Origin of the sequence: Devosia enhydra (assembly GCF_900119845.1) — a bacterium.
Taxonomy (GTDB): domain Bacteria; phylum Pseudomonadota; class Alphaproteobacteria; order Rhizobiales; family Devosiaceae; genus FPKU01.
The window spans coordinates 1,779,228-1,798,528 of the sequence record NZ_FPKU01000001.1 but is presented as its reverse complement, the minus strand read 5'-3'; the positions used below and the strand labels follow the sequence as shown (position 1 = coordinate 1,798,528).

Annotated in this window: 24 protein-coding genes and 1 other RNA gene; 24 read left to right on the top strand and 1 reads right to left on the bottom strand. The window is 65.9% G+C overall.

The window, feature by feature from the left end; genetic code table 11:
- Nucleotides 1–15: 15 nt before the first annotated feature.
- Entirely contained in the window at nt 16–2,010 is a 1,995-nt protein-coding gene (gene tkt, locus BT183_RS08615) for a transketolase (RefSeq protein WP_244545266.1), read from the bottom strand.
- A gap of 198 nt (nt 2,011–2,208) precedes the next feature.
- On the opposite strand from tkt, the gene BT183_RS08610 reads away from it, so the two are divergent.
- The 24 genes from BT183_RS08610 to ftsH all read left to right on the top strand — a co-directional run bounded on the left by BT183_RS08610 (nt 2,209) and on the right by ftsH (nt 19,258).
- A complete protein-coding gene (locus BT183_RS08610; RefSeq protein WP_072340993.1) occupies nt 2,209–2,490 on the top strand; it encodes a DUF4164 family protein in 282 nt (93 codons plus the stop codon).
- 49 nt (nt 2,491–2,539) lie between these two features.
- Nucleotides 2,540–2,920, top strand: a complete 381-nt coding sequence (locus BT183_RS08605) for a cell division protein ZapA (RefSeq protein WP_072340990.1) — start codon at nt 2,540–2,542, stop codon at nt 2,918–2,920.
- A 65-nt stretch (nt 2,921–2,985) separates the two neighbouring features.
- On the top strand, nt 2,986–3,243 hold the full coding sequence (locus tag BT183_RS08600; protein ID WP_072340987.1) for a type II toxin-antitoxin system ParD family antitoxin: 258 nt from the start codon (nt 2,986–2,988) through the stop codon (nt 3,241–3,243).
- Nucleotides 3,227–3,517 (top strand): type II toxin-antitoxin system RelE/ParE family toxin, encoded by a 291-nt coding sequence (locus BT183_RS08595; RefSeq protein ID WP_084603353.1) that lies wholly within the window; start codon nt 3,227–3,229, stop codon nt 3,515–3,517. Before BT183_RS08600 ends, BT183_RS08595 begins: the two co-directional genes overlap by 17 nt.
- 34 nt (nt 3,518–3,551) lie before the next feature.
- Nucleotides 3,552–3,710: non-coding RNA, 6S RNA (ssrS, locus tag BT183_RS08590), on the top strand.
- Nucleotides 3,711–3,771: 61 nt separating this feature from the next.
- The gene (locus tag BT183_RS08585; RefSeq protein WP_072340984.1) at nt 3,772–4,380 is read left to right on the top strand and encodes a 5-formyltetrahydrofolate cyclo-ligase; all 609 of its coding nucleotides are present in this window, start codon (nt 3,772–3,774) and stop codon (nt 4,378–4,380) included.
- Nucleotides 4,377–5,192, top strand: coding sequence for a TIGR00282 family metallophosphoesterase (locus BT183_RS08580; RefSeq protein WP_072340982.1), 816 nt, complete (start codon nt 4,377–4,379; stop codon nt 5,190–5,192). The genes BT183_RS08585 and BT183_RS08580 overlap by 4 nt, the downstream gene beginning before the upstream one ends.
- 96 nt (nt 5,193–5,288) lie before the next feature.
- Nucleotides 5,289–6,035 carry a YebC/PmpR family DNA-binding transcriptional regulator gene (locus BT183_RS08575; protein WP_072340980.1) on the top strand — a complete coding sequence of 249 codons (747 nt, stop codon included), beginning with the start codon at nt 5,289–5,291 and terminating at the stop codon, nt 6,033–6,035.
- Between the two features lie 57 nt (nt 6,036–6,092).
- Complete coding sequence (gene ruvC, locus BT183_RS08570; RefSeq protein ID WP_244545265.1) at nt 6,093–6,632, top strand: crossover junction endodeoxyribonuclease RuvC; 540 nt, start codon at nt 6,093–6,095, stop codon at nt 6,630–6,632.
- A complete protein-coding gene (gene ruvA, locus BT183_RS08565) occupies nt 6,629–7,246 on the top strand; it encodes a Holliday junction branch migration protein RuvA (protein WP_072340977.1) in 618 nt (205 codons plus the stop codon). The genes ruvC and ruvA overlap by 4 nt, the downstream gene beginning before the upstream one ends.
- A 60-nt stretch (nt 7,247–7,306) precedes the next feature.
- The gene (locus BT183_RS08560) at nt 7,307–7,573 is read left to right on the top strand and encodes an AbrB/MazE/SpoVT family DNA-binding domain-containing protein (protein ID WP_072340974.1); all 267 of its coding nucleotides are present in this window, start codon (nt 7,307–7,309) and stop codon (nt 7,571–7,573) included.
- Nucleotides 7,560–7,961 carry a type II toxin-antitoxin system VapC family toxin gene (locus tag BT183_RS08555; RefSeq protein ID WP_072340971.1) on the top strand — a complete coding sequence of 134 codons (402 nt, stop codon included), beginning with the start codon at nt 7,560–7,562 and terminating at the stop codon, nt 7,959–7,961. Before BT183_RS08560 ends, BT183_RS08555 begins: the two co-directional genes overlap by 14 nt.
- Nucleotides 7,958–9,004, top strand: coding sequence for a Holliday junction branch migration DNA helicase RuvB (gene ruvB, locus BT183_RS08550; protein WP_072340968.1), 1,047 nt, complete (start codon nt 7,958–7,960; stop codon nt 9,002–9,004). The genes BT183_RS08555 and ruvB overlap by 4 nt, the downstream gene beginning before the upstream one ends.
- The gene (locus tag BT183_RS08545; RefSeq protein ID WP_072340964.1) at nt 8,997–9,521 is read left to right on the top strand and encodes an NUDIX hydrolase; all 525 of its coding nucleotides are present in this window, start codon (nt 8,997–8,999) and stop codon (nt 9,519–9,521) included. Before ruvB ends, BT183_RS08545 begins: the two co-directional genes overlap by 8 nt.
- Nucleotides 9,514–9,906 carry a YbgC/FadM family acyl-CoA thioesterase gene (locus BT183_RS08540; RefSeq protein WP_280173921.1) on the top strand — a complete coding sequence of 131 codons (393 nt, stop codon included), beginning with the start codon at nt 9,514–9,516 and terminating at the stop codon, nt 9,904–9,906. The genes BT183_RS08545 and BT183_RS08540 overlap by 8 nt, the downstream gene beginning before the upstream one ends.
- Nucleotides 9,907–10,093: 187 nt before the next feature.
- Complete coding sequence (gene tolQ, locus BT183_RS08535) at nt 10,094–10,804, top strand: protein TolQ (RefSeq protein ID WP_072340958.1); 711 nt, start codon at nt 10,094–10,096, stop codon at nt 10,802–10,804.
- Nucleotides 10,804–11,259, top strand: a complete 456-nt coding sequence (gene tolR, locus BT183_RS08530; RefSeq protein ID WP_072340955.1) for a protein TolR — start codon at nt 10,804–10,806, stop codon at nt 11,257–11,259. The genes tolQ and tolR overlap by 1 nt, the downstream gene beginning before the upstream one ends.
- A 37-nt stretch (nt 11,260–11,296) precedes the next feature.
- Nucleotides 11,297–12,451 (top strand): hypothetical protein, encoded by a 1,155-nt coding sequence (locus tag BT183_RS20455; RefSeq protein WP_143145710.1) that lies wholly within the window; start codon nt 11,297–11,299, stop codon nt 12,449–12,451.
- A 46-nt stretch (nt 12,452–12,497) separates the two neighbouring features.
- Nucleotides 12,498–13,808 carry a Tol-Pal system beta propeller repeat protein TolB gene (gene tolB / locus BT183_RS08520; protein WP_084603351.1) on the top strand — a complete coding sequence of 437 codons (1,311 nt, stop codon included), beginning with the start codon at nt 12,498–12,500 and terminating at the stop codon, nt 13,806–13,808.
- Nucleotides 13,809–13,824: 16 nt separating this feature from the next.
- Nucleotides 13,825–14,451: a 5'-methylthioadenosine/S-adenosylhomocysteine nucleosidase gene (locus BT183_RS08515; RefSeq protein ID WP_072340946.1), complete on the top strand. Its 627-nt coding sequence runs from the start codon at nt 13,825–13,827 to the stop codon at nt 14,449–14,451.
- Between the two features lie 178 nt (nt 14,452–14,629).
- Nucleotides 14,630–15,115, top strand: a complete 486-nt coding sequence (pal, locus tag BT183_RS08510; protein ID WP_072340944.1) for a peptidoglycan-associated lipoprotein Pal — start codon at nt 14,630–14,632, stop codon at nt 15,113–15,115.
- A 110-nt stretch (nt 15,116–15,225) separates the two neighbouring features.
- Nucleotides 15,226–16,170, top strand: a complete 945-nt coding sequence (gene ybgF, locus BT183_RS08505; protein WP_084603350.1) for a tol-pal system protein YbgF — start codon at nt 15,226–15,228, stop codon at nt 16,168–16,170.
- Nucleotides 16,158–17,186: a tRNA lysidine(34) synthetase TilS gene (gene tilS, locus BT183_RS08500; RefSeq protein WP_143145709.1), complete on the top strand. Its 1,029-nt coding sequence runs from the start codon at nt 16,158–16,160 to the stop codon at nt 17,184–17,186. Before ybgF ends, tilS begins: the two co-directional genes overlap by 13 nt.
- Nucleotides 17,187–17,332: 146 nt before the next feature.
- Nucleotides 17,333–19,258, top strand: coding sequence for an ATP-dependent zinc metalloprotease FtsH (ftsH, locus tag BT183_RS08495; protein ID WP_072340939.1), 1,926 nt, complete (start codon nt 17,333–17,335; stop codon nt 19,256–19,258).
- Nucleotides 19,259–19,301 lie beyond the last annotated feature (43 nt).

The following is a 19,301-nucleotide window of genomic DNA, read 5'->3' as shown; positions in this document are numbered from 1 at the left end:
CGGCTGCCGCCGCTCTTACAACTGCGCGGTGACGGCTTCAACAACGTGCTGGGCGGTGATGCCGAAATGGGCGTAGAGCGCCTCGGCCGGCGCGCTGGCGCCAAAGCCCTCCATGCCGACAAAGCGCCCCTTGTCGCCCAGAAGCTTCCACCAGCTCATGCCGAGCCCGGCCTCGATGGCGACCCTGGCCTTGACGCCGGCGAGCAGGTCGTCGCGATAGGATTGCGGCTGGCGGGCAAAGAGCTCCATCGAGGGCACGGAGATGACCTGGGCAGACATGCCCTGTTCGGCCAGTGTCTTCTGCGCCTCGACGGCGATGGCAACTTCCGAGCCGGTGGCAAAGATCGCGGCAGCCGCACCCGCCTCTCCGGCTATGCGGTAGGCGCCCCGCGCAGAGAGGTTTTCGCTGCTGTCGGTTATGCGCAGGGCCGGCAGGTTCTGGCGCGAAAGCGCGAGGATCGCGGGCGCATCGCTGCTTTCCACCGCGATCTGCCAGCATTCGAGCGTCTCCACCGCATCGGCGGGGCGCATGACGAGCAGGTTGGGAATGGCACGCAGCGCCGTCAGGTGCTCGACCGGCTGGTGGGTCGGCCCGTCTTCGCCCAGACCGATGGAATCATGGGTCATGACATAGACCACGCGCTGTTCCATCAGCGCCGAGAGGCGGATGGAGGGGCGGGCATAGTCGGTAAAGACGAGGAAGGTGCCGCCATAGGGCAAAAACCCGCCATGGAGCGCAATGCCGTTCATGGCCGCCGCCATCTCGTGCTCGCGAATGCCGTAGCGCATGTAGCGGCCGAGCCGGTCGGTGGCGGTGAAGGGCTTGGTGTGGCTGGTATTGGTGAGGTTGGAACCAGTGAGGTCGGCCGAGCCGCCGATGGTCTCGGGCAGAAGGCCGTTGATGACCTCGAGCGCCATCTGGCCTGCCTTGCGGGTGGCCACCTTGGGCTTGTCGGCGACGAGCTTGCGCTTGGCCTCGTTGATGGCCTCGGCAAAACCCTCGGGCAGCTTGCCTTCCATGCGGCGCTCGAACTCGCTGCGCAGGGAGGCATCGGCAGCGGCGAGGCGGCCTTCCCAGGCCCCGCGCGCATTGGCCGAACGGGTGCCGGCGGCGCGCCAGGATTCAAGGATCGCGGCGGGGATTTCGAAGGCGGGATAGTCGATGCCCAGCTGCGCCTTGGCGGCGGCAAGCTCGTCCTTGCCCAGCGGCGAGCCGTGCACGGCGTGGCTGCCGGCCTTGTTGGGCGCGCCGAAGCCGATGGTGGTCTTTGCGGCAATCAGGGTGGGGCGATCGCTCGCTTTGGCAGTCAGCAGCGCCTTTTCGAGCGCATCCTGATCGTGGCCATCGACTTCGATCGTGTTCCAGCCGACGGCCTTGAAGCGCGCGATCTGGTCGGTGGAATCGGCGTTCGAGACCGAACCGTCGATGGTGATGTCATTATTGTCCCAGATGACGGTGAGCTTGTTGAGCTTGAGGTGCCCGGCAAGCGAGATCGCCTCCTGCGCGATGCCCTCCATCAGGCAGCCATCGCCGGCAAGCACCCAGGTGTGGTGATCGACGAGATCGGCGCCGAATTCGGCCGAGAGCTTGGCTTCGGCAATCGCCATGCCGACGGCATTGCCGAGCCCCTGGCCGAGCGGGCCGGTGGTGGTCTCGATGCCGGGGGCGAAGTGATATTCGGGGTGACCGGCCGTCTTGGAGCCGAGCTGGCGGAAATTCCGGATCTGCTCGATGGTCATGTCCTCGTAGCCCAGGAGATAGAGCGAGGAGTAGAGCAGCATCGAGCCATGGCCGGCCGAAAGGACGAAGCGATCGCGATCGGCCCACCAGGGCTGGGACGGATCGAACTTCATGACCTTGGTAAAGAGCACGGTGGCGATATCGGCGCAGCCCATGGGCAGGCCGGGATGGCCGGAATTGGCCTTCTCCACTGCATCCATGGAGAGGGACCGGATGGCATTTGCCAGGTCGTTCTGGGTCTTGGTGTTGGGCATAGCCGGGTCCTCCATCCGCTGATCCTTACCGGCCGGGATGCCTTGGAAATGGCCGGGCGGCAAGGCGGGTTGACGCTTAACAGGTTCCAACCCCCTGTCAATCTGTGGGGCAAGCGGGGGGAAATGCCCAGCCGGACCCACCCGCTGTTGCATCTTCGTGGCAGCTTCGGGCAATAATGGGCTTCCCCTGCACGAGCTTTCGGGTGTGCTCGATTGAGCGAGAACAGAGAAGAAGAGGGCTTCGAGTCGGCCTCTGCACGGCTCGACCGGGCCTTTGCGCGGCTCGAGGCCAGCGTGCGCAGCCTTAATGGCCGCATGCGCACCCATGCCCGCATCGAGGCCGACACGCAAAAGCTCGTGGCCGAGCGGGCCCGTTTTGCGAGCGAACTCGACAAGGCCAATGCCCGGATGCGCCGGCTCGACGAAGGCGCCGAGGATGTGTCGCGCCGTCTCGTGGCGGCGATGGAGGATGTGCGCGCGGTCTTGTCGCGCTGAGCAGCTGCCCGCGAGGGGCCGGGACTTCGCCCCGAACAGGAGGACGCCGATGCCGGAAGTCAATGTCGAGATCAATGGCCGCAAATATCGCATGGCCTGCGAGGACGGGCAGGAGCCGCATCTGCTGAGCCTTGCCGAGCGCTTCAACCGGCAGATCGAGCAGCTCAAGGGCGCATTCGGGGAGATCGGGGACAACCGCCTCACCGTCATGGCTGGCATCGCGGTGCTCGACGAGTTGGGGGAAGCCGAGCGCCGGATCGCCTCGCTCAAGCAGGATGTCGCCGACCTTACCGCGGCCGGCGAGGCGCTGTCGCAGGAGGCCGAGGATCTCGAGCGCCGCTTTGCCCGCCGGCTGGCAGAAGCCGCTCGAAAGGTTGAAGCCATCGCAACCGCCATCGACGACACCGGCGCACCCCAGCCGCAAGGCTGATGGCAGGGTTTGGCAAACTTTGCCAAGACCGCCGCCTGTGCTAGGGTGGGCTGAAGGAGTTTGCCATGGCGACGATGAATATCTCCCTGCCCGATGCGATGAAGGCCTGGGTCGAGGCGCAGGTGGCCACCGGCCGATACGCCAATGCCAGTGACCTGATGCGAGATCTCATCCGCAAGGAGCAGGGGCGGGCCGACGCCATCGCCCGCATGCAGGCGCTGATCGACGAAGGGCTGGCAAGCCCGGTGGTGGATCTGGATATGGATACGCTTCGCGCCGAAGTTCGTGCCGAACTGGGCATCGCCGATGCCGATGCGGCTTAGAACCAGCCTTCCGGCGAAGACGGATATCAAGCGCCTCTATCGGGCCAGCATTCTCAACTTTGGTCTTGCGCAGGCCGACAGATATTATGATGGCCTCGACAGGCACCTTCAGCATATCGCGCGGTTTCCCTCATACGGAACGCTGAGGCCCGACCTCGGCAATCTGCGGCTGAGCCGCTACGGATCCCATCACGTTATCTACCGCGTCGATGAAAATGAGATCGTCGTCCTGCGCGTGCTGCACGGCCACCAGGATGTTGGCGACGCATTCTGACCCTTTGCACGGCGCATCAAGCCAGCCTATATTGGTGGCGCTGCCCGGTGCGTGATGGACACCAGTATCCCCGGGGCCTTATCGATCCTTAAGGGAGCTGTCCCTGACCGGGCCCGTGGGCTCGGACATACGGCGCCCACCTACGTGAGTAGGTTCCCGGGATCGTCTGTCCCACGGCCAGGGCGGCACCTTATTCCGACCGCGTCACCGCTTCGGGCGATGGGTGGCAAAAGAAGGCTTTTCGACCCCACCGCATGGCAGAGGCCGATATCGAGAGCCGCAAGGCGCAGCTTCGCGAAACAGCGCGCCGGCGTCGGGCGGCGCTGGGCGAGGTCTATCGTCGCGAAGCGGCGCATCAGGCGGCGCGCTTTTTTCTTGAGGACATTCCGCTCGGCCCGGCCGGCGTGGTTGCCGGATACTGGCGGATCCGCGACGAGATCGACTGCCTGCCTATCCTTACCCAGCTCATGGCGATGGGGCAGCCCATCTGCCTGCCGGTGGTGACTGCAGCCGATGCGCCGCTTCAGATGCGGCTCTGGGAGGCGGATGCCGAGCTTTATCCGGCCGGCTTCGGCTCGCTCGCCCCCGGTGAGGCCGCGCCACGGGTGGAGCCGGCCGTGGTGATCATTCCGCTTCTGGGCTTTGACGCCAAAGGCACACGGCTCGGCTATGGCGGGGGCTATTACGACCGGACCCTCGCAGCCTTCGCGCAGCGGCCTTTGCGCGTGGGGCTCGCATTTGCCGCCCAGCAACTCGACAGCATTCCGCGCGGGCCTCACGACCTGCCGCTTGACAGGGTGGTGACCGAGGACGGAACCGTCATTTTCGATGCTCCCCAGGATCAGCAAGGACGAACCGCTTGAGACTTCTCTTTCTCGGCGATGTCATGGGCCGCGCCGGACGCGACGCGATCAGTGACCGCCTGCCCGGCCTCATCGAGCGGTTGAGGCTCGATTTCGTCGTCATCAATGGCGAAAATGCCAGTCACGGCCGGGGTCTGACCGAGGGGCACCATGCCGATCTGCGCAGCGCGGGCGCCGATGTGGTGACCCTGGGCGATCATGCCTTCGACCAGCGCGACACGCTGTCCTATATCGCGCGGGAGGAGGGGCTGCTGCGCCCGCTCAACATGCCCGCGGGCACGCCGGGCCGCGGGGCGACGCTGATCGAGGGGCGCAACGGGCACCGCGTGCTGGTCATCAATGCCCTTGGGCGCGTTTTCATGCAACCCATGGATGATCCGTTCAGGGCCGTCGAGGCGGCGATCGCGGCGTGTCCGTTGGGCGAGCAGGCCGATGCGATCGTGGTGGATTTCCACACCGAGGCGACCTCCGAGATCCAGGCCATGGGGCATTTCCTCGATGGCAAGGCGACGCTGGTGGTGGGCACCCACACCCATATCCCCACCGCCGACAACCGCATCCTCAAGGGCGGTACGGCGCTGATGGCCGATGCCGGCATGTGCGGGGATTTCGATTCCGTCATCGGCATGGAAGCCGACGAGCCGCTCAACCGGTTTTTGACCGGGGTGGCCGTGGGGCGTTTCACCCCCGCAGAAGGGCCGGCGACGCTGTGCGGCGTCATGGTCGAAACCGATCCGCGCACTGGGCTCGCGGTAAGGCAAGGGGCGCTGCGGGTGGGCGGAAGCCTTGCCGAGACCTGGCCCGATTTCTGATCGCGAGCCGGCAGTTGCGCGGCGGCGCTTTTCTTTTTTCGCGCCCCTCCCTATAAGGCCCAACCACATTCAACAGCACCGCAGACGGGGTCTCCGATGGCCGGCCATTCGCATGCCAAGAACATCATGCACCGCAAGGGCAAGTCCGATGCGGCGCGCTCGAAAGTCTTTTCCAAGCTCGCCCGCGAAATCACCGTGGCCGCCAAGATGGGCATGCCCGACCCGGCCTTCAATTCGCGCCTGCGTCTCGCGGTGGCCAATGCCCGCGCCCAGTCGATGCCCAAGGACAATATCGACCGCGCCATCAAGAAGGCGTCGGGCAATGATGGCGAGAATTTCGACGAGATTCGCTATGAGGGCTATGGGCCGGGTGGGGTTGCCATCATCGTCGAGGCGCTGACCGACAATCGCAACCGCACCGCGTCCAACGTCCGTTCCTATTTCTCCAAGAACGGCGGCGCCCTGGGCGAGACGAACTCGGTCGGCTTCATGTTCGACCGCGTCGGGGAGATCACCTACAAGGCTGCCGTGGGCAGCGAGGACAAGGTGATGGAAGCGGCCATCGAGGCCGGTGCCGACGACGTCGAAAGCGACGAAGAGGGCCACTATATCTACACCAGCTTCGAGGCCATGGTCGAAGTTTCGGCGGCGCTCGAGAAGGTGCTGGGCGAGGCGGAATCGGTCAAGGCGATCTGGAAGCCGCAGAACTCGACGCCCATCGATGCCGACAAGGGCGCGACCCTGATGAAGCTCATCGAGACGCTCGAGGAAGACGACGACGTGCAGAACGTCTATGCCAATTACGAGATGAGCGACGAGGACATGGCCAAGCTCGCCGGCTGATTTTCGTTTTCGGTTTGTTCACTTTCGGCTTGGTAAGTGTGACCGCGCCGGATTAGAGTGCCCCGGCGATTCAAGTCCGGGGAGGCTCACCTGCACGCTCCTGTGCGCATCATCGGCATCGACCCCGGCCTCAGGCGCTGCGGCTGGGGTGTCATCGAGGCCGCCGGCAACCGGCTGAGCTTTGTCGCCTCCGGCACAGTGCAGCCGCCTGCCGATGCCGCGCTGGCCGAGCGCCTGCGCATATTGCACGAGGAATTGCGGGCGCTGATCGGCCGGTTCGATCCGGCCGAGGCGGCGGTCGAGGAGACCTTCGTTTCCGCCGGCGCGCGCTCGGCCCTGCAATTGGGGCAAGCCCGCGGCGTAGCGCTGATGACGCCGGCGCTTCTGGGGCTCGCGGTCAGCGAATATGCCGCCAATCTCGTCAAGAAATCGGTGGTCGGCACCGGCCATGCCGACAAGACGCAGATCCAGACCATGGTGAAGCTGCTGCTGCCGGCGGCGCGGTTCGAAGGCGCCGATGCGGCCGATGCGCTTGCCATCGCCATCTGCCATGCCCATCACCGCACGGCGCTGCGCATACAGGCGGCCGTGCGATGATCGGGCGGCTCAAGGGCATCATCGACGGGTTCGGCGAGGATTACGTCCTCATCGACGTGCAGGGCGTGGTCTACGAAGCGTTCTGTTCCGCGCGCACGCTGCAATCCCTGCCGCGCGTCGGCGAGGCGGCCGTTATCGAGATCGAGATGATGGTGCGCGAGGACATGATCCGGCTCTACGGCTTTGCTACGCCAGCCGAAAAGACCTGGTTCGGCACGCTGATGACGGTGCAGGGGGTGGGGTCGCGGGTGGCGCTCTCGATCCTCTCGGTGTTGCGCCCGAGCGAGTTGGCGAGCGCCATCGCCTTGCAGGACAAGGCGATGATCGGGCGGGCCAATGGCGTCGGACCCAAGCTTGCGACCCGCATCGTCACCGAGCTCAAGGGCCGTATTCCGGAGCTCGATGCGCCCGAAGCCGGGGTGCTGGGCCTGCAATCGGCCATCGGCGAAGGCGTCGCCCGTGGCCCGGTGGCCGATGCGGTCTCGGCCCTCGTCAATCTGGGCTATCAGGGCGCCCAGGCCTCGGCCGCTGTGGCGCGGGTGATCGCGCGAGAGGGCGAGGAGATTTCGACCGAAAAGCTCATCCGGTTGGGGTTGCGGGAGTTGAGCCAGTAAGGTTGCGTGAACTGCGGTTCCTTACTATTTGAGATCGGTAAGGATGAACGGAGGAAATGCATGGCGACAGCCACGTTGACGTCAAAAGGCCAGATGACCCTCCCCAAATCGGTACGGGACGAATTGAAGATCGGGCCCGGCGACAAGATCGATTTCGTCAAGAAGGACGGGGAATACGTACTGAAGCCGAGGACCGCGCGCATCGCGGATCTTGTCCGCGTCCTGGGCATACCGCCTGTCGCGCGCGCCCTTACCGTCGAGGAAATGGACAAGGCCATTGAAGACGAGCTCGCCGAAGACGACGAGCGCATTCGTGCTGGGCGTTGACACCAACATCCTCGTCCGGTTTCTGGCCGACGACGATCCCGTTCAGACCCCGCTTGCGATCCGCCTTGTCGGGCAGGAAGCCAATCATCCCTATTATGTCGGGCTCGTGGTCATGGCGGAGACGTATACCGTGTTGACGCGGGTAAAGAAATTTCCAGCCGACCGCGTGATTTCGGCCCTGCGGATGGTTCTGCGCTCTGATGTGTTTGTGGTTGAAGATGCCGACATCGTCCGCGAGGGGCTCGAAGATTGCGAACGCCTTGGCTGCGGACTGGCCGATGCAATCATCGCGCGTTCCCATGTTGCCCGCGGATGCCGGGCAACGGCGACGTTTGACATCCGAGCGCAGCGGCTTGACGCCATGATTGCGGTAGAGGATTGCCTTTGACCTCCCTCACCTCAGCCTCCGCCGGCCGGGACGAGCCGCTCGATGTGGCGCTCCGGCCTTCCGGCTTTTCCGAATTCATCGGGCAGGCGGCGGCGCGGGCTAATCTGGAAGTGTTCATCAAGGCGGCGCGGACGCGCGGCACGGCGCTTGATCATGTGCTGTTTGTGGGGCCGCCAGGACTGGGCAAGACGACGCTGGCGCAGATCGTGGCGCGCGAGCTGGGCGTGGGCTTTCGCGCCACCTCCGGCCCCGTGATTGCCAAGGCGGGCGACCTTGCGGCGCTGCTCACCAATCTCGAGGAGCGCGACGTGCTCTTCATCGACGAGATCCACCGGCTCAACCCGGCGGTGGAGGAAATCCTCTATCCGGCCATGGAGGATTACCAGCTCGACCTGATCATCGGGGAGGGGCCGGCTGCGCGTTCGGTGCGCATCGACCTCGCCAAGTTCACGCTGGTGGGCGCGACGACGCGCGCCGGGCTGCTGACGACACCGCTGCGCGACCGCTTCGGCATTCCGGTGCGGCTCAATTTTTACACGCCTGAGGAACTCGTGCTCATCGTCGAGCGCGGCGCGCGCCTCTTGGGCGTTGAGATGACGACCGATGGCGCAATGGAGGTGGCCCGACGTTCGCGCGGCACCCCGCGCATCGCCGGCCGCCTCCTGCGCCGGGTGACCGATTTTGCGCTGGTGGAAGGCTCGCACAGGGTGACGGCGAGCGTTGCAGACAAGGCGCTGCTGCGGCTCGATGTCGACCAGCGCGGGCTCGACCAGCTCGACCGGCGCTATCTCGATGTCATCGCGACCCATTATGGCGGCGGGCCGGTGGGCATCGATACGCTGGCGGCGGCATTGAGCGAGCCGCGCGATGCGCTCGAAGAGATCGTCGAACCCTATCTCATTCAGCAGGGCTTCATCCAGCGTACCCCGCGCGGGCGACTTTTGACGGCGATCGCCTTCCAGCATATGGGGCTGGCCGTGCCGCAGGGCTTCATGGGGCTGCAATCGAGCCTTTTCGAAGAGGCAGAGGCAGGCGATGCCTGATCCCGCCCGCCGCATGCTGTCCTTCGATATCGAGCGGCCACAGCCCTGGCGCTTCCAGTTCCGGACCGCCGGCATCGCAATCCGCGACGGGCATGTGCTTGCCTGCCGCGAGGATGACGACCCCTATCTGCTCCTGCCCGGCGGGCGGGTGGAACTGGGTGAGCGCAGCGACGAGGCGCTGCTGCGCGAGATCGCCGAGGAAACCGGCTTTGAAGCGGCGCTCGGGCCGCTGGCCTATTCGGTGGAAAACATCTTCGAGCGCGATGGGATCGTTTTCCACGAGCTGTCGCGCTATTACCGCGTGGCGCTGACCGAGGCCTTTCCCTTCGTCCCCGAGGCGGTGGCGCTCACCCGGCCCGATGAGGGGCATGTGCTGCGCTTCTCTTGGATCCCGATCGAGCCCGCGTTCCTTGCCCGCGCCAATCTGTTGCCGGCCTGGTTGCAGATGCGTCTCGCGTCGCTGCCCGATACGCCGGAGCACCTGATCCTCGATGACCGGGGCCTGGCACGTGACTGAGCCGCATCGCTTCACGGTCCGCGTCTATTACGAAGACACGGATTTTTCCGGCAGCATCTATCACGCCGCCTATCTCAAATTCTGCGAACGGGCGCGGACCGAGATGCTGCGCGCGGCCGGCGTCCATCATGCCGAGCTTGCGGGGCAGGGGATCGCCTTTGCCGTCACCGAGATGCAGCTGCGGTTTCTTGCAGCCGGGCGGATCGACAACGAACTCGCCGTCGTGACGGAAAGCCTTGGCGCGACGGGTGCCCGGCTGAGATTGAGCCAGAAGGTCTTTCGCGGCGAGACGCTGCTCTGCGATGTGACGCTGACGGTGGTTGCCATCCGCATCGGCGGGGGTGCGACGCGCCTGCCGCGACAGCTGGTCGCGCATTTCGCATAGCAGCCATCCGTTCCGCCGCCGGGACGGAGTCGGAATGTTAACCCCTTCTTGACCATAAGTGTGGCCGTGAGCCGTGCCCAGGGACGCCAGTGCCGGAACTGCCGGGCATTTCTCTTAAAATTGACAAATTCGAACCGCAACGACCGGCTCTCAGGGCCGGAATGACCAGGCCGAAAAGGGATTTCCAATGGAACTCGAAGCCGTAGGCTCGGCTGCCGCGCATACCGACCTCTCCATCTGGGGACTGTTCATGCAGGCCGACCTGGTGGTCAAGTCGGTCATGCTCGGACTGCTCCTGGCGTCGATCTGGTCGTGGGCCATCATCGTCGACAAGTCGATGCTCTATTCCCGCGTCAGGCGGCAGATGAACCAGTTCGAGCGCGTCTTCTGGTCGGGTCAGTCGCTCGAAGAGCTCTATCAGCAACTTTCCGAGCGCCCGAGCATGGGGCTGGGCACGGTGTTCGTCGCCGCCATGAAGGAATGGAAGCGCAGCCACGAGCAGAACGCCGCCTCGCCCATCGGCATGCAGAGCCGGCTCGACAAGGTGCTCGACGTGGCCATCGCGCGGGAAAGCGAGATGCTGGAGAAGCGCCTTGGTTTCCTTGCGACCGTCGGCTCGGCATCGCCATTCATCGGCCTTTTTGGCACGGTATGGGGCATCATGAACGCGTTCACGGCCATCGCAGCCGCCTCGAGCACCAATCTGGCCGTCGTCGCCGGCCCGATCGCCGAGGCGCTGTTTGCCACGGCCATCGGCCTTCTCGCCGCCATTCCCGCCGTTATCGCCTATAACAAGCTCTCGGCCGACGCCAACAAGATGATCTCGCGGCTTGAAGGCTTCGCCGACGAGTTCTCCACCATCCTGTCCCGCCAGCTCGAAGCGCGGGGCCAGCGCTGATGGGCATGGCAGCAGCAGGCGGGGGCGGAGCGGGCGGCCGACGGCGCGGCCGGCGTCGCGGCGGCAAGGCCCCGATGAGCGAGATCAACGTCACCCCGCTGGTCGACGTGATGCTCGTGCTGCTCATCGTTTTCATGGTGGCCGCCCCGCTGATGACGGTGGGCGTGCCGATCGACCTGCCGCAGACGCAGGCCCGGCAGATGAATACCGAGCAGCAGCCGATCACCGTTTCGGTGACGCCGGACGGTGCCGTCTTTGTCGGGGAGGATCCCTCGTCGCTCGAAACGCTCGTCGAGCAGGTCACCGCGGTCGCCGCCAACGGCACCGAGGACCGCATCTATGTGCGCGGAGACATGACTGCCGATTATGGTTCGGTCATGCGCGTGATGGGCGTGCTTTCGGCTGCCGGATTCGCGCGGATCGGGCTGATCACCGAGCAGGAGCAGGCCCGCTAACATGCGCACCGGGCTCACGGTATCAGCAGTTTCGCATGTGGCACTGATCGCGTTCGGGCTGATGGGCCTGGGCGCGGCCGACCGCCTGCAGACGCCTCCGATGGAAGCCATCGCCGTCGACCTCGTGCCCATCTCCGATTTTTCCAACATCCGCCGCGGCGTGCTCGATTCCACCATTGTGGAGACGGAGACGCCAGCGATCGTGGAGAGCGACCAGCCCGCCGAGATCGCCGAGCCGACCGGCAATACCAGCGAGGACCAGCCGACCCCCGAGGCGACGGCCACGCCGACGCCGGCCCCTACCATATCGAGCGCGCCCGAGGCCCAGCCCGAGCCGGAGCCCGACCCCGTGCCGGTGCCCGAGCCGCCTCCGCCGCCCCCGGCACCGGAGCCCGAGCCGACACCGCCTGAGCCCGAACCCGAGCCGCCCGCGCCCGAACCGCCGGCGCCCCAGCCCGCGCCGGTTCCCGAGCCGCCGCCTCCTGCCCCAGAGCCCGAGCCTGCCCCGGAGCCCGAGCCGGCGCCCCAGACGCCCGAACTTGCCGCGCCCACCACGGTGGAAGAGCCGCGCGAGGTTGCGCCGCGCCCCGTGATGCGGACGGCCTCGATCGACCAGAAGCGCGCCGAATACAAGCGACAGCAGGAACGTGCCGTGCAGGAGGCCGCCGAGCGCAAGAAGCGCGAGGAGGAAGAGGCCAAGCGTCGTGCCGAGCAGGAGCGCCAGCGCACCCAGCAGGCCGAGCGCGACCGTGCCGCCGAAGCCGAACGCCAGCGCCAGGCCCAGCAGCAGCAACAGCGCGACGCGGATCGCATTTCGGAACTGATCAACAACGAGACTTCGCGCGGCGCCACGACCGGGGCCGGCGGCACGCCGACGCTGGGCCGTGAAACCGGCACCTCGGCGACGCTGAGCCAGTCCGAGATCGCCGGGCTCATCGCCAAGATCCGCACCTGCTGGACCCTTCTGCCCAGCGATATCGGCAGCGGGCTCGCGGTGCGGCTCCTTGTCGATCTCAACCCCGACGGGTCGGTCTCGGGGCAACCGCAGATTCTGCGCGCCGATCCCTCCCCGCAGGGCGGGCAGATCGCCCGCGCTGCCGCGCGCGCCGTGACCCAGTGCGGGCCCTACACCATGCTTTCTCCTGCCTCCTACGACCAATGGCGGCAGATCGACGTTGAACTCAGACCCTGATGACGAATGCCGTGGCCAGAAGGCTGCGCTGAAACGGAGAGACGAGATGACCCTCATGACGCGCCGGAACGCGCTCAAGCTCGGCCTTGCCGGCGGGGCGCTGCTCGCAGGTGGCCTGCCGGCCCTGGCCCAGTTACAGATCGTGGTGGAGGGCGCAAACTTCCAGCCGCTCCCCGTCGCCATCCCCGATTTCGCATCCTCGGACCCCGCCTTCGGGCGCGAAGTGGCCGATATCGTGCGCAACAACCTGTCGCGCTCGGGGCTCTTCGCCGTCGTCGATCCCGGCCGGTTGCCGCAGCAGGTGGGCGATGTGGCTGCCCAGCCCGATTTCGCCGCCTGGCGCAATACCGGGGCCGAAGGCCTTGTGATGGGGTCGGCCGAGCGCGGTGGCCAGATCGACGGCGCGGTGCGCATCTGGGACATCGCCCAGGCCCAGCAGGTGGTCGGCCGCTCCTATGCCACGAGCCCGCAAAGCTATCGCCGCATCGGGCATATCATTTCGGACGCCATCTATGAGGCGCTTGCCGGCGAGACCGGGTATTTCGACACCCGCGTCGTCTATGTCGCCGAAAGCGGGCCCAAGGCCAATCGCGTCAAGCGCCTCGCCATCATGGATCAGGATGGCGCCAACGTGCAGTACATCACCTCGGGCCGCTCGCTGGTGCTGACGCCGCGCTTTTCGCCCAACCAGCAGATGCTGACCTACATGAATTTCGACGAGGGCAATCCGCAGGTCTATCTGCTCGATCTGGCGACGGGCAGCCAGCAGCGGCTGGGCTCATTCGGCCAGATGACCTTCGCCCCGCGCTTTTCGCCCGATGGCCGCAATGTCGTGTTCTCGGTGGAACGGGCGGGTACCACCAATCTCTTCGTTTTGCCGATCGGATCGAGCCAACCCCAGCAACTGACCAGCGGGGCAGCCATCGATACCAGCCCCTGCTATTCGCCGGACGGTTCGCGCATCGTGTTCGAGAGCGATCGCGGCGGCAATCCGCAGGTCTATGTGATGAGCGCCGGCGGCGGCGGGGCGCAGCGCATTTCCTACGGGCAGGGGAGCTATTCCACCCCGGTCTGGTCGCCCAAGGGCGATCTCATCGCCTTCACCCGCCAGTCAGGCGGGCAATTCCACATCGGCACGATGGCGCCGGATGGCTCGAACGAGCGTATCCTCGTCTCGAGCTTCCGCGCCGAGGGGCCGACCTGGGCGCCCAATGGCCGGGTGATCATGTTCTTCAAGGATCCCGGTGGGGATGGCGGGCCGAGCCTCCATTCCATCGACATCTGGGGCCGCAACGAGCTGCAGATCCGCACCGAAAGCTTTGCATCGGACCCGGCCTGGTCGCCGCTGCGCGCCTGATTTCGGGCGGCCGACGATGGCGGATATCCTCTACGTGATGGCGACGGCGCAGGAATATGGCCCGTCGCTGCGCGGCCGCATCGATCCCTTGATCACGGGCGTCGGACTCGTCGAGACGACGCTGCATCTGACCGAGGCGCTGACCCGGCGGCACTTTGCCGGCAGCATGCCAAAGTTCGTGGTGTCTCTGGGGTCGGCAGGGTCCGCCCGCCTGCCGCCCTGCAGCCTTCATCAAGCCAGCGCCGTCAGCTGGCGCGACATGGATGCGACGCCACTGGGATTTGCGCGGGGCGTCGTACCGTTTTTGGACCTGCCGCCCACCCTCAGGCTGGGGCCGTTCATTCCCGGATTATCCCGCGCCACCCTGTCAAGCGGCTCGGACATCGTCTCGGGCAAGGCCTATGACGCGATCGCCGACGATATGGTGGATATGGAAACCTATGCCGTGGCCCGCGTCTCCCGGCATTTCGGGCTGCCGCTCATCGGGCTCAGGGGCATCTCTGATGGCGATGCCGAACTGGGCGGGCTCGCCGACTGGACGCGGTATCTCGCCATCATCGACGAAAAGCTCGCCGACGCAGTGGAGCAGCTCGAGACTGCCGTTGCGCAGGGCACGCTCACCGGCGTGGACGACCGATCCTAACCATCTCGCGATGAGGCGGCGGCCTGTTGCGCATTTGCAACGGCAGCTCAAACCCCGGTTTCCGGCCACATTTGGGCCCGATTGACGCAAGATTAACCCTATCGGCACACGCGGGCTTAAGGTTACGCGCAGTAAACAGCGTGCCTAAGTTCTTATCGAATTCAGGAGACATAAGCGGATGCGTTCCATCACGCCCCCCTTCGGCTTCATCCGCGCTGTCGCGATGGTCGCCCTCGTCGTCGTTCTGGCCGCCTGTTCGCGCAATCCGGCCACCGGCGTCGGCAATCTCGGGCCCGGCGGCGCCGCTCCGGGCAGCCAGCAGGAATTCCTCGTCACCGTCGGCGACCGCGTCTTCTTCACGGTCGATTCCTCGAGCCTCACCGCCGAGGCCCAGGCAACGCTGGACAAGCAGGCCGCCTGGCTCAATCGCTACGGCAATTACCGCGTGATGATCGAAGGCCATGCCGACGAGATGGGCACGCGCGAATACAATATCGCGCTTGGTGCACGCCGTGCTGCCGTGGTGGTGAATTATCTCGTCAGCCGCGGCGTGAGCGCCAACCGCATCACGTCCAAGTCCTTCGGCAAGGAGCGTCCGGTGGCGATCTGCTCGCAGGAGAGCTGCTTCTCGCAGAACCGCCGCGCCGTCACCGTCGTCCAGTAATTCCGGCGATATCAACAGTCTGGCGCCGGGCACGTCTTGTGTCCGGCGCTTTGTTTTGACCATGATCGGTGCCTATATGCCCCGATCAGAGGCAATGACGAGAGGTGCCCATGGGCGCGTTGAAACGATCGACCACGAGACGCTGGTGCGCACGGATCGGGCTGCTTGCCCTGATCTCGACCACCATGATCCCGACAAGCGCGATGGCGCAGAGCCAGGAGCTGGCGCAGCTCATCTTCCGCATGCAGCAGATGGAAGAGTCGATCCGCAGCCTCACCGGCCAGGTCGAGACGCTGCAATACGAAGTCAACCAGCTCAAGCAGATGGTCGACCGGTCAGCCCAGGATACCGAAGCGCGGCTCACGGCCCTGGAAGGCGGTGACGCGGGAAAAACTGATGCGGCAGTCCAATCCGGCGGCGCTGTGCCAGCCGCGGGGCTGCCGCAGATCCCCGATCGTCTTCCGGCCGAACCGCCGGCTAACCCGGCGCTCTCGCCCGTGCCTCTGGCCCAGCCGGGCGATGGGCTGGGCGACAGCCGCGATCCGCTTCTGGGCGGACCGGGCCGCGAGAGTGCGCTGGGCACGCTGAGCGAGGAGGATCTCGCCAATCTCGGGCGCGGACGACCGCTCAATCTCAGCCTCGATGGCGGACAGGATGTCTCCAACGGCGATGCGCGGGCGCAGTACGAAGCCGGCTACGACGCCATCGTGCGGGGCGACTACGGGTTTGCCGAGGAACAGTTCCGGCAGTTCGTGGCGCTCTATCCGCAGGATGCGCAGGCGCCCGATGCGACCAACTGGCTGGGCGAGGCGCTGATGGCGCGCGGGGCCTATGAAGAGGCGGCAGATGCGCTGCTGACCGGTTTCCAGGCCTATCCCGAATCGCCGCGTGCACCCGACCTGCTGCTCAAGCTGGGCATCGCGCTTGCGGGTGCGGGCGAGCCTGAAACCGCCTGCCGCACCTTTTCCGAAGTCAGCCGGCGCTATACCAGCGTTTCGCCTGCCTTCGCCAACCGGCTCGCCGAGGAACGCACCCGGCATCAGTGCCCCGCCTGAGCATGGCGGCGGCCGGGCTCGACGCCCAAGCGCTTCTCGCCCCGCTCGAGCGGTTCACCAAAGTCGGCCTCGCCGTTTCCGGAGGGGCCGACAGCCTCGCCCTCCTGCTCCTCGCCCAGAGGCATGAGGCGGCACTGGGCCACCCCGGTCGATACACCGTCTATACCGTCGATCACCGGCTACGGCCCGAAGCGGCCGACGAAGTGGCGATGGTGCTCGCTGTGGCCGCCGCCCGCCGGTTGCCAGCCAGAGGGCTCGTCTGGACGGGGCCCAAGCCTGCAACCGGTGTGTCGGCTGCGGCCCGGGCGGCTCGGTATGAGCTCATCCACGCGGCGATGCGAGAGGATGGCTGCGAAGCCCTCGCAACGGCCCATCACCTCGGCGACCAGGCCGAGACGGTGATGATGCGCATGGCCCACGGCAGCGGGCTCGAGGGCTTGCGGGGCATGGACCGCGACACCGTGATCGACGGTCTCCGGATCGTCCGTCCGCTCCTTCATGTCGATCCCGAGGCACTGAGGGCGCTGGTCCGGGACGAGGGCCTCGTGCCTGCCGCCGATCCATCCAACGCCGACACCGATTACGAGCGCGTGCGCTGGCGCCAGATGCTGCCGCAGCTTGCGGCGCTTGGGCTCGATGCGCAGCGTATTACCACCTTCGCCCGGCGTGCGGGCGAGGCCGAGGCGGCGCTGACTGCTGAAGCGGAGAGGGCTCGTGCGCTCGTCACGCCGATCGATCCCTTGGGCGTCTCAGTCCTGCGCCGAGACCTCTCCCTCCTGCCCAAAGCAGTGGCTACACGGCTCGTCTCAAAGCTCCTCCGCGATGTCGGGGGGGCGCAAAGGCCCCATGGGCTTTCGGCGGTCGAAAGGCTGGTGGAGCGGCTGGGGCAGGGCACTTTTCGGACGACGCTGAATGGCTGCGTGGTCTCGGCGGGGCCCGTCACCATCCGCATCAGGCCCGAGCCGGCCCGGCGGTCGCCACCGCGAAGATCGACAAAGGAACCGCTGCGGTCGTGACTGCGTATTAACCCAAACGGGCAAAGGGTGCGGCGTTCCGACCGGAAGGGCTTGAGCAGCTGCCCTTGTAACGCCTTAGTACGGGGCTTACATTCGCGTCAAAGCCGGCATCAGACCCCGCCAGCCGGCGATCGGATCGGGTTTCAATGAACGTCAACTTCCGTAACTTCGCAATATGGCTCGTCATCCTGTTCATGCTGATGGGCCTGTTCCAGGTATTCCAGTCCTCGACGCGCTCGGTTTCGGTCGCTGACCGCAGCTATAGCGAGCTGGTGTCGGCGGTGAATGCCGGCAGCGTGTCGAGCGTGACGATCACGGACAATATCGTGACCGGGACGCTGCGCGACGGATCGCGCTTCGAAACGGTGGTCCCGGCCGGCGCCGACATCGTTTCGCGGCTCGAAGAGCGCGGCGTGGCGATCACCGCCCGTGCACCGGATACAAGCCCGTTCTGGTCGATCCTGCTCTCGAGCTGGCTGCCCTTCATCGTCATCATCGGCGTGTGGTTCTTCTTCATCCGCCAGATGCAGGGCGGGGGTCGTGGCGGCGCGATGGGCTTTGGCAAGAGCCGCGCCAAGCTTCTGACCGAAGCGCAGGGCAAGATCACCTTCGAAGACGTGGCGGGCGTCGACGAAGCCAAGCAGGATCTCGAGGAGATCGTCGAATTCCTGCGCGATCCGGGCAAGTTCCAGCGCCTGGGCGGCAAGATCCCGCGTGGCGTGCTGCTGGTGGGCCCGCCGGGTACCGGTAAGACGCTGCTCGCCCGCTCGGTTGCCGGCGAAGCCAATGTGCCCTTCTTCACCATCTCGGGTTCGGACTTCGTCGAGATGTTCGTGGGCGTCGGCGCCAGCCGCGTGCGCGACATGTTCGAGCAGGCCAAGAAGAATGCCCCTTGCATCATCTTCATCGACGAAATCGACGCCGTCGGCCGTCACCGTGGCGCGGGCCTCGGTGGTGGCAATGACGAGCGCGAGCAGACGCTGAACCAGCTTCTCGTCGAGATGGACGGCTTCGAGGCCAATGAGGGCATCATCTTGATCGCGGCTACCAACCGCCCTGACGTGCTCGATCCGGCGCTGCTGCGTCCGGGCCGCTTCGACCGTCAGGTCGTGGTGCCAAATCCCGATGTCATCGGCCGCGAGCGCATCCTCAAGGTGCATGTGCGCAAGACGCCGCTGGCCCCCGATGTCGATCTCAAGGTTCTCGCGCGTGGTACGCCGGGCTTTTCGGGCGCCGACCTCATGAACCTCGTCAACGAGGCGGCCCTTCTGGCTGCGCGGCGCAACAAGCGCTTCGTGACCATGGCCGAGTTCGAGGACGCCAAGGACAAGCTGATGATGGGCGCGGAGCGCCGCACCCTCAGCCTCACCGAAGAAGACAAGAAGCTCACCGCCTATCACGAAGCCGGCCACGCCCTGCTCGCTATCAAGATGGATGCCTCGGACCCGATCCATAAGGCCACCATCATCCCGCGCGGCCGGGCCCTTGGCATGGTGATGCGCCTGCCCGAGCGCGACCAGGTCTCGCTGACCCGCCGCAAGGCCTTTGCCGACCTGGCGGTTGCCATGGGTGGCCGCGTGGCCGAAGAGGAGATCTTCGGCTACGACAAGGTGACCTCGGGTGCTTCTGCCGACATCAAGATGGCGACGGGCCTTGCGCGCGCCATGGCCACCGAATGGGGCATGTCGGACAAACTCGGGCCGCTGCTTTACGGCGACAACCAGGACGAGGTGTTCCTCGGCCGCTCTATGATGCAGCGTTCGACCCACATGTCGGACGAGACGCAGAAGATCGTCGATGAGGAGATCAAGCGGTTCGTCGACGATGGCTACAAGACGGCGCAGACGGTCATCCGCGAGAATATCGATGACCTGCACGGCATCGCCAAGGCGTTGCTCGAGTTCGAAACCCTCTCGGGCGACGAGATTCGCGGCATCATCAACGGCCAGATGCCGCATCGCGATGCCGATGCCGAACCTGCTCCGAAGGTTTCGGGTGTTCCGAGCGCCGGCAAGGTGGGCAAGAAGCGCCCGGATGCCGATCCGGGGCTGGAGCCCCAGCCCGAAGGGTGATGCAAAAAGGCCGCTTTCAAGCGGCCTTTTTCTTTGCCCTCAA

Excerpts from the sequence above, each read along its gene's own strand:
- BT183_RS08545 (WP_072340964.1), top strand. The coding sequence starts at position 8,997 with ATGCCTGATCCCGCCCGCCGCATGCTGTCCTTCGATATCGAGCGGCCA.
- tolB (WP_084603351.1), top strand. The coding sequence starts at position 12,498 with ATGACCCTCATGACGCGCCGGAACGCGCTCAAGCTCGGCCTTGCCGGC.
- ruvA (WP_072340977.1), top strand. The coding sequence starts at position 6,629 with ATGATCGGGCGGCTCAAGGGCATCATCGACGGGTTCGGCGAGGATTAC.
- pal (WP_072340944.1), top strand. The coding sequence starts at position 14,630 with ATGCGTTCCATCACGCCCCCCTTCGGCTTCATCCGCGCTGTCGCGATG.
- BT183_RS08575 (WP_072340980.1), top strand. The coding sequence starts at position 5,289 with ATGGCCGGCCATTCGCATGCCAAGAACATCATGCACCGCAAGGGCAAG.
- BT183_RS08585 (WP_072340984.1), top strand. The coding sequence starts at position 3,772 with ATGGCAGAGGCCGATATCGAGAGCCGCAAGGCGCAGCTTCGCGAAACA.
- BT183_RS08600 (WP_072340987.1), top strand. The coding sequence starts at position 2,986 with ATGGCGACGATGAATATCTCCCTGCCCGATGCGATGAAGGCCTGGGTC.
- BT183_RS08595 (WP_084603353.1), top strand. The coding sequence starts at position 3,227 with ATGCCGATGCGGCTTAGAACCAGCCTTCCGGCGAAGACGGATATCAAG.
- ybgF (WP_084603350.1), top strand. The coding sequence starts at position 15,226 with ATGGGCGCGTTGAAACGATCGACCACGAGACGCTGGTGCGCACGGATC.
- ftsH (WP_072340939.1), top strand. The coding sequence starts at position 17,333 with ATGAACGTCAACTTCCGTAACTTCGCAATATGGCTCGTCATCCTGTTC.
- BT183_RS08605 (WP_072340990.1), top strand. The coding sequence starts at position 2,540 with ATGCCGGAAGTCAATGTCGAGATCAATGGCCGCAAATATCGCATGGCC.
- tolQ (WP_072340958.1), top strand. The coding sequence starts at position 10,094 with ATGGAACTCGAAGCCGTAGGCTCGGCTGCCGCGCATACCGACCTCTCC.
- tkt (WP_244545266.1), bottom strand. The coding sequence starts at position 2,010 with ATGGAGGACCCGGCTATGCCCAACACCAAGACCCAGAACGACCTGGCA.
- BT183_RS08560 (WP_072340974.1), top strand. The coding sequence starts at position 7,307 with ATGGCGACAGCCACGTTGACGTCAAAAGGCCAGATGACCCTCCCCAAA.
- tolR (WP_072340955.1), top strand. The coding sequence starts at position 10,804 with ATGGGCATGGCAGCAGCAGGCGGGGGCGGAGCGGGCGGCCGACGGCGC.
- BT183_RS08515 (WP_072340946.1), top strand. The coding sequence starts at position 13,825 with ATGGCGGATATCCTCTACGTGATGGCGACGGCGCAGGAATATGGCCCG.